Source organism: Oceanimonas marisflavi (assembly GCF_003049725.1).
In the GTDB taxonomy this organism is placed as follows: domain Bacteria; phylum Pseudomonadota; class Gammaproteobacteria; order Enterobacterales; family Aeromonadaceae; genus Oceanimonas; species Oceanimonas marisflavi.
Genome location: NZ_QAGM01000002.1, coordinates 114153 through 125895, shown reverse-complemented (window position 1 = coordinate 125895; position 11743 = coordinate 114153). Strand labels below are relative to the sequence as shown.

Below are 11743 nucleotides of genomic sequence, written 5' to 3'. Positions count from 1 at the left end.
GCTATCTCCCTTTTTTGCCATCAACGTCTTTGCCAACAACATCCATGCTGTATTCCATCCCCGAGCTGCTGGCGCTGTTAATCGTCACCGGCGGTATTCTGGTGCAGGCCTGGGTGGGCATCGGCTTTGGGCTGCTGGCCGCGCCCCTGTTGTATCTGCTCGATCCCGCCTATGTGCCGGGGCCGGTGCTGATGCTGGGCTGGATGCTGTCGCTGCTGATAGCGCTGAAGCAGCGCCACCGGCTGAACTGGCGACGGGTGTGGCCGGCCATACTGGCCCGCTTGCCCGGCTCCTGGTGTGGCGCTCTGCTGCTGGTCACCCTGACCGGCTGGCAGCTCAGCCTGTTGTTTGGTAGCGCCCTGTTGCTGGCGGTCTGGCTGAGCGGCCGTCGCTATCATCTGGCACTCACGCCCCCCGGTCTGATGGTAGCCGGTTTTTTCTCCGGCCTGCTGGGCACCGCCACCTCGGTGGGAGGCCCGCCCATGGCCCTGCTTTACCAGCATCAACCCCGCCTGACCACCCGAGACGAGCTCGCGGCCTTTTTTCTGGTGGGCACACCGCTGTCGCTGCTGATGCTGATGGCCGAAGGGGGCACTGGCCTGCTTGCCCTGCCGCTGGTGCTGAAGCTGCTGCCAGGTGTGCTCCTGGGCTTCAGCTTGTCCCGGTGGCTTGAGCGCAGGGTGCACAGAGACAGCGCCCGGCCGGCCATTTTGCTGATCTCCCTGCTGTCGGCACTGGGGGTGCTGTGGCAGGGCATTCGGGCCGCACTGACCGGTTAGTCATTGGCGTCACCCTTTTGCCCCGGCATAATACCGGCATGCGTATTCGGCAAATGAGGAAAGCGATGAGCACCGAGACACTGGCGCAGCAACTGGGAGCAGCCCTGCTTGCCCGCGGCATTATGATGACCACTGCCGAGTCCTGCACCGGCGGCGGCATTGCCGCCGCCGTCACCGACATTGCGGGCAGCTCGGCCTGGTTTGACCGGGGCTTTGTCACTTATTCCAATGCCGCCAAAACCACCATGCTGGGCGTTGACCGAGCACTGATTGACCGCCACGGTGCGGTCAGCCGGGAAGTGGCCGAGGCCATGGTGCGCGGCGCCTGTGCCGCCTCGGGCTGCGGCCTGGGGGTGGCGGTGACCGGGGTGGCCGGCCCCGGTGGCGGCAGCCCGGAAAAGCCCGTGGGCACCGTCTGGCTAGCCTGCTACTCGGCAACCCATGACCGGCTCGACTGCCGGCTGCTGCGGCTGGACGGCGATCGGGCCGCCGTGCGCCGACAGACAGTGGTGCAGGCCCTGCAAGGCTGCCTGACGCTGCTTGAACACACCGCCACTTGATACTGTACGAATAAACAGTATACTCAATTTCAGTTTCCTGCATTACGCACCAGCCAATTTCAGCGGAGCATCTTATGGATCAGAACAAAGAAAAAGCCTTGGCCGCCGCCCTGGGCCAGATTGAGAAACAATTTGGCAAGGGCTCCATCATGCGTTTGGGCGACAACAAGGCTTTGAATGTTGAAGCCATCTCCACCGGCTCCCTGTCGCTGGACATCGCCCTGGGCATCGGCGGCCTGCCCACCGGCCGTATCGTGGAAATCTACGGTCCCGAGTCTTCCGGTAAAACCACCCTGACCCTGCAGGTGATTGCCGAAGCCCAGCGCGCCGGCAAGGTCTGTGCCTTTGTGGACGCCGAGCACGCCCTGGATCCTGTCTATGCCGCCAAGCTGGGGGTGAACGTGGACGACCTGCTGGTGTCCCAGCCCGACACCGGTGAGCAGGCGCTGGAAATCTGCGACATGCTGGTGCGCTCCGGTGCGGTCGATGTGATCATCGTCGACTCGGTGGCGGCGCTGACCCCCCGCGCCGAAATTGAAGGCGAGATGGGTGACTCCCACGTCGGTCTGCAGGCCCGTCTGATGTCTCAGGCGCTGCGCAAGCTCACCGCCAACATCAAGAGCGCCAACTGCCTGTGTATCTTTATCAACCAGATCCGCATGAAGATAGGTGTGATGTTCGGCAGCCCGGAAACCACCACAGGTGGTAACGCCCTCAAGTTCTACGCTTCCGTGCGCCTCGATATTCGTCGTATCGGCTCCATCAAGGAAGGCGACGAGGTGGTCGGCAACGAAACCCGGGTCAAGGTGGTCAAGAACAAGGTGGCGCCGCCGTTCAAGCAGGCCGAGTTCCAGATCATGTACGGCGCCGGCATCTCCAAGGAAGGCGAGCTGATTGAGCTGGGCGTGAAGAACAAGCTGATTGAAAAGGCCGGTGCCTGGTACAGCTACAAGGGCGACAAGATTGGCCAGGGCAAGGCCAACTCCATCAAGTATCTGCTGGAGCACAAGAACATCTCCGACGAAATCGAGCAGCAACTGCGCCAGATGCTGCTGCTGGCGCCGGGTGCCGCCAAGGATGAGGGCAACGGCAAGGGCGAAGCCCTGCCGGAGCTGGATGGTCCCGACGGCAACGCCGAATTCTGATATCAAGGCCGGGCAATGCCCGGCCTTTGCTTTTCATGTGAATGACATCATTCAATGAGCGACTCTGGCTGCCAGTTGTAGCTGCCACTTTAGTCGGCAGGGCCTGTGCAACAGGCCTTAAACGCTGTGCAATTTTCCGGTTTGCGCCAGCTAAAGCGGCGCCTGCAGATAATTCGGTATTTAATCTTATTGATAAAGGCTTCGATGTTGTTTGAATCATCCAACCCGGATCAGGCCGTGTGGGACTGCGCCCTGCGGCTGTTGTCGCGGCGGGATCACAGCCGGCGGGAGCTGGAGCAAAAGCTGCGCCAGCGCCAGTTTGGTGACGACGAGATTGCCCGCACCCTGGACCGGCTGGAGCAGCAGCAATGGCTGCAGGACGCCCGCTTTGCCCAGGTACAGGTGCGCCAGCATATTTATAAAAAGCACGGTCCAATGCGTATTCGCACCGAGCTGCAGCGCAAGGGAGTGAAGGCAGAAGATATTACCGCCGCTTTGGAAGAGCAGGACACTGACTGGTTTGAACTGGCCCGGGAATGCTACCGGGCCCGGTTTGGCGAGGCCCCCATCACCGATTTCAGGGAGCGGGCCAAACGCATGCGCTACCTGCAGGCGAGGGGCTTTGGCCCGGATCACATTCGTTATGCCCTGGAAAGTGGCGACGAATAGCGCCTTTTCACCCCCGCGCGCTCGATGGCGCGTTTTACATTGCTGTCCATTCCTTTTAAATTATGCCTGTAAACGCCTACCAAGCTATCAACAGGATTTTCCATGCGAATGACCACGTCTGAGTTACGCAACGCGTTTCTCGAGTATTTCCGCCAGCAAGGACACCAGGTGGTGGCGTCCAGCTCGCTGGTGCCCCACAACGACCCGACCCTGCTGTTTACCAATGCCGGCATGAACCAGTTCAAGGATCTGTTTCTGGGCCTGGAACAGCGGGCCTACAACCGGGCCGTGAGCTCCCAGCGTTGTGTGCGTGCCGGCGGCAAGCACAACGATCTGGAAAACGTGGGTTACACCGCCCGTCACCACACCTTCTTTGAAATGCTGGGCAACTTCAGCTTTGGTGACTACTTCAAGCAGGACGCCATTCGCTTTGCCTGGGAATTCCTGACCGATGTGGTCAAGCTGCCCAAGGAAAAACTCTGGGTGACCGTGTACGAGACCGACGACGAGGCCTTTGGCATCTGGTCCCAGGAAATTGGTGTACCGGTGGATCGCATTGTGCGCATCGGCGACAACAAGGGCGCCCAGTATGCCTCAGACAACTTCTGGACCATGGGCGACACCGGTCCCTGCGGCCCCTGCACCGAGATCTTCTACGATCACGGCGAGCACATCTGGGGTGGTCCTCCCGGCAGCCCGGAAGAAGACGGTGACCGCTACATCGAGATCTGGAACCTGGTGTTCATGCAGTTCAACCGTCATGCCGACGGCACCATGGAGCCGCTGCCCAAGCCGTCCGTCGACACCGGCATGGGTCTGGAGCGTATCGCCACCATCTTGCAGGGCGTGCACTCCAACTATGAAATCGACCTGTTCCAGGCGCTGATCAAGGCCGCCGCCGACGCGGTGGGCACCAGCGATCTCGATAACAAATCCCTGCGGGTGATCGCCGATCACATTCGCTCCTGCTCCTTCCTGATTGCCGACGGCGTCATGCCCTCCAACGAGGGCCGGGGCTATGTGCTGCGCCGTATCATTCGTCGCGCCGTGCGCCATGGCCGCAAGCTGGGCGCCGACAAGACCTTCTTCCATACTCTGGTGGGTGCCCTGTGCGAGCAGATGGGTGAAGCCTATCCCGAGCTGCACACTCAGCGCCCGATCATCGAGAAGGTGCTGCGGCTGGAAGAAGAGCAGTTTGCCCGTACCCTGGACCGGGGCCTGCAGCTGCTGGAAGACGCCATTGCCGAGCTGGGCGAGGGCACAGTGCTGCCCGGCGAGGTGGTGTTCAAGCTGTACGACACCTACGGTTTTCCAGCGGATCTCACCGCCGACGTGCTGCGGGATCGGGATCTCAGCATTGACGAGGCCGGCTTTGAAACCCTGATGCAGCAGCAGCGGGAGCGGGCCAAGGAAGCGTCCAACTTCGGGGTGGACTACTCCAAGGTCATCAAGGTGGACGGTGAAACCGCCTTTACCGGTTACGAGCATCTGGCCCGGCCGGGCAAGGTGACCGCCCTGTTCAAGGACGGCGAGCCGGTCAATGCGCTGATCGCCGGTGAAGAGGGCGCCGTGGTGCTCGACACTACCCCCTTCTACGCCGAGTCCGGTGGTCAGGTGGGCGATGCCGGTGTGATACGTATGGACGACGGCCTGTTTGTGGTAAAAGACACGCAAAAGGCCGGTAACGGCATTCTGCACCTGGGCTACCTGGAGCTGGGTACCCTGGAAGTGGGCGAAGATGTCTCCGCCGCTGTCGACGGCGCCCGCCGTCAGGCCACCGCCCTCAACCACTCGGTCACCCACCTGCTGCACGCCAGCCTGCGCAAGCTGCTGGGCGAGCACGTGACCCAGAAGGGCTCGCTGGTTGAACCCGAGCGGCTGCGTTTTGACTTCTCCCACCTGGAAGCCATGAGCGCTCAGGAGCTGCGGGAAGTGGAAGACATGGTCAACCGCGATATTCGCGCCAACCTGCCGGTGTCCACCCGGCTGATGGATCTGGAAGGCGCCAAGCAGGCCGGCGCCACCGCCCTGTTCGGTGAGAAGTATGATGAAAACGAAGTGCGGGTGGTGGCCATGGGCGAGGTGTCCACCGAGCTTTGTGGCGGTACCCACGTCAACCGCACCGGCGACATCGGTCTGTTCAAGATCCTGTCCGAAAGCGGCATTGCCGCCGGTGTGCGCCGCATCGAGGCGGTGACCGGCGAAGCGGCACTGGCCTATCTGCACCAGCTCGACCACGAAATTGGTCAGGCCGCCAGCCTGGTCAAGGGCGATACCTTCTCGGTCTCGGCCAAGGTGCGTCAGGTGCTGGATCGCAGCCGTCAGCTGGAAAAGGAAATCGAACAGCTCAAGGGCAAGCTGGCGGCTCAGGCCGGTGCTTCCCTGCTGGAGCAGGTGGTTGATATCAACGGCAACAAGGTGCTGGTGGCCAACCTGGAAGGGGTGGATGCCAAGTCACTGCGCGGTACCCTGGACGATCTCAAGTCCAAGCTGCAGTCCGGTGTGGTGGTGCTGGGCACCGTCAGCGGCGACAAGGTCAGCCTGATTGCCGGGGTCACCAAGGATCTCACCGGCAAGGTCAAGGCCGGCGAGCTGGTCAACATGGTGGCCCAGCAGGTGGGCGGCAAGGGCGGTGGCCGCCCCGACATGGCCCAGGCCGGCGGCAGCGAGCCGGCGGCCCTGCCGGCGGCGCTGGAATCGGTCACTCCCTGGCTGAGCGAGCGTCTCTGATCGGGTGTCCCTTGACCCTGGAGCTTCCCGACAGACTCTGTCGGAAATGAGCGTTCAGGGTCCGGTGCTGCTTTTACAGCGTCTATAATTTGAATCGGCAGCGAGACGCCGAACGTGCAAAAGAGGCCTGTCATTGACAGGCCTCTTGATTTTGGTGCGGTATCACCCCATTTCATGCCAAAGGAAGGCTGGGTTTTCCGTCGCCTTTATCGGATAATAAACAACATTTTTTACTAATACATTGCCATAACAGGAGCAGCCTTATGCTGATTTTGACTCGTCGAGTAGGGGAAACCCTGATGATCGGTGACGAAGTAACCGTGACCGTGCTGGGTGTGAAGGGGAACCAGGTGCGCATTGGTGTGAATGCACCGAAAGAAGTGTCCGTTCACCGTGAAGAAATCTACATGCGTATCCAGGCCGAGAAGGGTACTGGCGACGACAGCCAGTATTAATTCTTGAGTTTTTGGGGCGTTTTTTATTCATTTTGATGGCTTTGGAAGCGAAATGCTCAAAGTCTGTTCGAACGGAAAAATCGGGTTGGAAAAGTGTTTGACTTATTTTGGCCCGGCGGTAATATACGCCCCGCAAACACGGTGAGGTGGCCGAGAGGCTGAAGGCGCTCCCCTGCTAAGGGAGTATGCGGCTTATACCCGCATCGAGGGTTCGAATCCCTCCTTCACCGCCATTTTTGCAGCGCATCCGTAGCTCAGCTGGATAGAGTACTCGGCTACGAACCGAGCGGTCGGAGGTTCGAATCCTCCCGGATGCGCCATTTTTTAAAAGCGTTTTTCAGAAAAGCATCCGTAGCTCAGCTGGATAGAGTACTCGGCTACGAACCGAGCGGTCGGAGGTTCGAATCCTCCCGGATGCGCCATCTGAAAATTAACGCAACATAACATGCATCCGTAGCTCAGCTGGATAGAGTACTCGGCTACGAACCGAGCGGTCGGAGGTTCGAATCCTCCCGGATGCGCCATACAGTGAAAAGCCGGCCTTGTGCCGGCTTTTTGCTTTTTCCGGCCCGGCTCGCCACTCCCTCCCTGTCTCTGTTATTACAAGTCTCTTGCAACACCTTCTTCATATCTGGCCACTGTGTCACCGCCTTTCATTTTTTGTATACAGGTTTCACGTTTTCATGGTCCCAATAGCAATTTTGTGGATTTTTTATGCTTCCATAGCGTGATCCAGTCATCGAAACGCAAACTTTTTTAGGATCATTACAACAGTTTTGATGATGTGGCGTTGTCACTGCCGGGCCGGGCTGGATATGCTCGTGGCCCTGGACCACCACAGCAAGGATAACGCTGATATGAACACCCTCTCTGCGCAACTGCTGGAGGCTGCCAGCCTGATGGGGCTGGGCATGGCCTTTGTGTTTGCCTTTCTCTCTCTGGCCATTGTGGCCGTCAAGCTGCTGGCCCGCCTGGCAGGGGAAGACGCGCCCGCACCCGTGGCGGCGGCAGCGCCGGCCGTTGCCGCCGATCAGGGGCCGGGCCCGCAGACCCTTGCCGCCATCGCGGCGGCCATTACGCAATATAAAAATAATCACAAGCCCTGAGTGGCACATTACGGAACCCTTAAACGGAAACCAGAACGGAGCTCTTACTCATGACCAAACCTCTCGCCATCACCGACGTGGTGCTGCGTGACGCGCACCAATCCCTGCTGGCCACCCGCCTGCGTCTGGAAGACATGCTGCCCATCGCCGAAAAGCTGGATGCCATCGGCTACTGGTCGCTGGAAACCTGGGGCGGCGCCACCTTTGACGCCTGTATCCGCTATCTGGGAGAAGATCCCTGGGAGCGGCTGCGCGCCCTGAAAAAGGCCATGCCCAACACTCGCCAGCAAATGCTGCTGCGGGGTCAGAACCTGCTGGGCTACCGTCACTACGCCGACGATCTGGTGTTCAAGTTTGTGGAGCGGGCCCGGGCCAACGGCATGGATGTATTCCGCATCTTTGACGCCATGAACGACGTGCGCAACCTGCAGAGCGCCATCAAGGCCACGGTGGAAATGGACGGTCATGCCCAGGGCACCATTTCCTACACCACTTCCCCGGTGCATACCCTGGACACCTGGGTCGACATGGCCAAACGGCTGCAGGATCTGGGCTGCCACTCCATCTGTATCAAGGACATGGCGGGCCTGCTCAAGCCCTATGAGGCGGAGACCCTGATCAAGCGCATCAAGGCCGAAGTCTCCCTGCCGCTGGCGTTGCACTGTCACGCCACCACCGGCCTCAGTCTGCCCACCCACATGAAGGCCATTGATGCCGGCATCGACATTCTCGACACCGCCATCTCCTCCATGAGCATGACCTACGGCCATTCACCCACCGAAACCGTGGTGGCCATGGTGGAAGGTACCGAGCGGGATACTGGCCTGGATCTGACCAGGCTGGAAGAGATCGCCGCCTACTTCCGCGAGGTGCGCAAGAAGTACGCCAAATTCGAAGGCAGCCTCAAGGGCGTGGACTCCCGCATTCTGCTGGCCCAGGTGCCCGGTGGCATGCTGACCAACATGGAAAGCCAGCTGAAAGAGCAGGGGGCCGCCGAGCGCATGGACGAGGTGCTGGCAGAGATCCCGCGGGTGCGGGAAGATCTGGGCTTTATTCCGCTGGTGACCCCCACTTCCCAGATTGTGGGTACCCAGGCGGTGATCAACGTGCTCACCGGTGAACGCTACAAAAGCATCACCAAGGAAACCGCCGGCATTCTCAAGGGGGAATACGGCGCCGCTCCGGCCCCGGTCAATGCCGAGCTGCAAAAGCGGGTGCTGGACGGTGGTGAAGCCATCACCTGTCGCCCGGCAGACAAGCTGTCCGACGAGCTGGAGCGCCTGACCGGTGAGTTTCAGAGCCTGGCCAAGGAAGAAAAGCTGCGGGTGGCCAGCGACGAGGTGGACGACGTGCTCACCTACGCCCTGTTCCCGCAGATTGGTCTCAAGTTCCTGCGCAACCGCGATAACCCGGACGCCTTTGAGCCGGCGCCGGGCACCGAGCCTGCACAGGCACCTGCCGCAGCCGCATCTGCCAGTGCCCCTGCGGGCGCTCCCGAAACCTATGCGGTCAAGGTGGACGGCCGTGTGTATGAAGTGGAAGTGGGCCCGGCGGGCAGCATCAGCGCCGTGCGTGATGCCGCTGCACCTGCCGCCGCCCCGGCGCCTGTCACCCCCGCTGCGGCGCCTGCCGGCAGCGGTGAACCGGTGGCGGCGCCGCTGGCGGGCAACGTGTTCAAGGTTCTCGCCAAAAAGGGCACTCAGGTGGCTGCCGGTGAGGTGCTGCTGATCATGGAAGCCATGAAGATGGAAACCGAGGTGCGTGCCGCCCGCAGCGGCCAGGTGGTGGACGTGCTGGTGAAGGAAGGCGACGCCGTGTCCGTGGGCGATGCCCTGGTCAGCCTGGCATAAGGAGCGTGGAATGGACTCTTTGATGACCCTGTGGCAGGAAACCGGCATCGCCAACTTCCACTGGAAGCAACTGGTGATGATCGCGGTGGGCCTGCTGCTGCTGTACCTGGCCATTGCCCGGGGATTTGAGCCCCTGCTGCTGCTGCCCATCGGCTTTGGCGGCGTACTGGCGAATATTCCCAACGCCGGCATGGCCGAGCCCGGTGGGCTGCTCTACTACGTCTATGAAGTCGGCATCGGCAGCGGCGTGTTCCCCTTGCTGATCTTCATGGGAGTGGGGGCCATGACCGACTTTGGGGCCTTGATCGCCAACCCCAAGACCCTGTTGCTGGGGGCGGCGGCGCAGTTTGGCATTTTCGCCACCCTGTTTGGCGCCATTGCCCTCAATGCACTGCCCGGTTTTGACTTTACCCTGGCGGACGCCTCGGCCATCGCCATTATCGGCGGTGCCGATGGTCCTACCGCCATCTTCCTGGCATCCCGGCTGGCGCCGGATCTGCTGGGGGCCATCGCCGTGGCGGCCTACTCCTACATGGCGCTGGTACCCATTATTCAGCCGCCCATCATGAAGCTGCTGACCACGCCGGAAGAGCGGGCCATCAAGATGGATCAGCTGCGCCACGTGAGCAAGCGCGAGAAGGTGATCTTTCCGCTGATGATCCTCACCCTGACCCTGCTGTTCCTGCCCTCGGCGGTGCCTCTGGTGGGCATGTTCTGCTTGGGCAACCTGATGAAGGAATCGGGTGTGGTGGACCGGCTGTCGAAGACCGCCCAGAGCGAGCTGATCAACGTGGTCACCATCTTTCTGGGGCTGGCGGTGGGCTCCAAGCTGTCGGCCGAACAGTTCCTGACCCTGGATACCCTGGGCATTCTGGGTCTGGGGGCGGTGGCTTTCTCCATTGGTACCGCCGCCGGCGTGCTGATGGCCAAGCTGATGAGCCGGCTCACCGGCGGCAAGGTCAACCCGCTGATCGGCGCCGCCGGCGTGTCGGCGGTGCCCATGGCCGCCCGGGTGGTGAACAAGGTGGGCCTGGAAGCCAACCATCAGAACTTCCTGCTGATGCACGCCATGGGCCCCAATGTGGCCGGTGTGCTCGGCTCGGCGGTGGCCGCCGGTGTGCTGCTGGCCCTGGTGGGCTGAGTCTTTTTATCCCTGTGTACCAAGGCGCCTGCGGGCGCCTTTTTTTGGATCGGGGCTGCTGCTCAGCACTTTGCCCGGATCGGTAGGTTGGCGATGAGCGTAGCGAATCCCAACATGTCACAGCCGCCTGCCTTTGTTGCGATTCGCTGCGCTCATCACAACCTACAGCATGTTCTCGTTTCTCCGCAGAGCGTGGGAGCTAGAAAGGTGGAGCGCAGGCTGCCAGCCTGCATTAGCGCCGTGAGGCGCTCAATGACCTCGGGTTGCCGCTTCGCGCCAAATAGCGGGCAGGCTGTCCGCGCTCCAAAGGGGGGCGTAAATAAAAAGGGCTGCCCATGGCAGCCCTTTGATTTGGCAAACAAAGAATGATCAGGCCAGGTCTTCCAGGCCCACGATCAGCCAGGGGGCGTTGGCCTGGGTCAGGTCCCGCTCCAGGTGCCAGATTTCGTTGATGTCCTGCTCCACGTTTTCCACGCTGTCGCGGTAGCGGCCACTGAACTTCAGGCTGACCTGAGCCTGGTAGGAAGTGTGGTCGGCACGTACCAGCTCGGCATCCACAAACATCACTTCGGTATGCTGATCACCGCTCAGGGTGGCGCGCTCCCGGCTCAGCTCGGCAAACAGCTCCGGCGACAGGTATTCACGCATTTTCTCCAGATTGTTCTGGTTCCATGCTTCCTGCAGAGTGCGGTAATGCTCGCGGGAGCCCTGCAGGAAGGCCTGCATGTCAAAGCCGGGGGGCAGGCTGAAGGGCACGTCGCTCTGGCCAAAGCCGCCGGTGGCACTTGCAGCCGCACCGGTCGCCGGGGCGGACTGCGGCGCTTCAAAGCGCTGCGGGCCATTGTAGGCCGGTTGCTGCGGCTGTTGCCGTGCCTTGCTGCCTTTCAGCGCCCGGATCAGGAACACGGCACCGATGGCCAGACCGGCGATCAGCAGAAAGTCCATAAACTGAAAGCCTTCAAAGGCGCCGGAGCCGAGCAGCCAGGCGAACAGGCCGCCGGCCAGCAGGCCACCCAGAATACCGCCCATCAGGCCGGATTTCTTGGACTTGGGCTGGGCCTGGCTGGTGGTGGTGTTGTTGATATTCTGCTGGGCCGGTTGCGCCGGCGCGGTCTTGTAGGACTTGCCGACAGAGCGGCTGCCGCCACCCATCTTGCGGGCTTCGGCGTCAAAGGCGGTGGTGGTCAGCCCCACCGCGAAAAGCAGGGTAAACAGGGCAAGCAGTTTGCGCATGATGATTTCCTTGAGTTACAGACTGGCAACATCCTAAAGCAGCGACATGTTATGTCAACTGCTGTTTAATCATTC

10 protein-coding genes and 4 tRNA genes are annotated in these 11743 nt (G+C 61.2%); 13 read left to right on the top strand and 1 reads right to left on the bottom strand.

Translation table 11 applies throughout. The features are described from left to right. Positions 1–44: 44 nt before the first annotated feature. From DA373_RS02195 to DA373_RS02135, 13 genes are all read left to right on the top strand, one after another. A complete protein-coding gene (locus tag DA373_RS02195; RefSeq protein WP_107850719.1) occupies positions 45–779 on the top strand; it encodes a sulfite exporter TauE/SafE family protein in 735 nt (244 codons plus the stop codon). A gap of 53 nt (positions 780–832) precedes the next feature. Further along, the gene (locus tag DA373_RS02190) at positions 833–1339 is read left to right on the top strand and encodes a CinA family protein (protein WP_408635736.1); all 507 of its coding nucleotides are present in this window, start codon (positions 833–835) and stop codon (positions 1337–1339) included. Between the two features lie 74 nt (positions 1340–1413). Continuing rightward, a complete protein-coding gene (gene recA, locus DA373_RS02185; RefSeq protein ID WP_107850717.1) occupies positions 1414–2484 on the top strand; it encodes a recombinase RecA in 1071 nt (356 codons plus the stop codon). Positions 2485–2688: 204 nt separating this feature from the next. Then, entirely contained in the window at positions 2689–3153 is a 465-nt protein-coding gene (locus tag DA373_RS02180) for a regulatory protein RecX (protein WP_107850716.1), read from the top strand. 102 nt (positions 3154–3255) lie between these two features. After that, positions 3256–5883, top strand: a complete 2628-nt coding sequence (gene alaS, locus DA373_RS02175) for an alanine--tRNA ligase (RefSeq protein WP_107850715.1) — start codon at positions 3256–3258, stop codon at positions 5881–5883. A 263-nt stretch (positions 5884–6146) separates the two neighbouring features. Continuing rightward, the gene (csrA, locus tag DA373_RS02170) at positions 6147–6338 is read left to right on the top strand and encodes a carbon storage regulator CsrA (RefSeq protein WP_019933193.1); all 192 of its coding nucleotides are present in this window, start codon (positions 6147–6149) and stop codon (positions 6336–6338) included. Between the two features lie 140 nt (positions 6339–6478). Then, a tRNA-Ser gene (locus DA373_RS02165) sits at positions 6479–6571 on the top strand. 10 nt (positions 6572–6581) lie between these two features. Continuing rightward, positions 6582–6658 (top strand) — tRNA-Arg (locus tag DA373_RS02160). A gap of 25 nt (positions 6659–6683) precedes the next feature. Further along, positions 6684–6760 (top strand) — tRNA-Arg (locus DA373_RS02155). A gap of 25 nt (positions 6761–6785) precedes the next feature. Next, positions 6786–6862, top strand: a tRNA-Arg gene (locus DA373_RS02150). Positions 6863–7195: 333 nt separating this feature from the next. Then, positions 7196–7444, top strand: coding sequence for an OadG family protein (locus DA373_RS02145; RefSeq protein ID WP_107850816.1), 249 nt, complete (start codon positions 7196–7198; stop codon positions 7442–7444). 50 nt (positions 7445–7494) lie between these two features. Beyond that, the gene (oadA, locus tag DA373_RS02140) at positions 7495–9294 is read left to right on the top strand and encodes a sodium-extruding oxaloacetate decarboxylase subunit alpha (RefSeq protein ID WP_107850714.1); all 1800 of its coding nucleotides are present in this window, start codon (positions 7495–7497) and stop codon (positions 9292–9294) included. A gap of 10 nt (positions 9295–9304) precedes the next feature. Next, entirely contained in the window at positions 9305–10435 is a 1131-nt protein-coding gene (locus tag DA373_RS02135) for a sodium ion-translocating decarboxylase subunit beta (protein WP_107850713.1), read from the top strand. Positions 10436–10804: 369 nt separating this feature from the next. Here DA373_RS02135 and DA373_RS02130 read toward each other — a convergent pair whose 3' ends face one another. Then, on the bottom strand, positions 10805–11668 hold the full coding sequence (locus DA373_RS02130) for a Tim44 domain-containing protein (RefSeq protein ID WP_107850712.1): 864 nt from the start codon (positions 11666–11668) through the stop codon (positions 10805–10807). Positions 11669–11743: the final 75 nt, after the last annotated feature.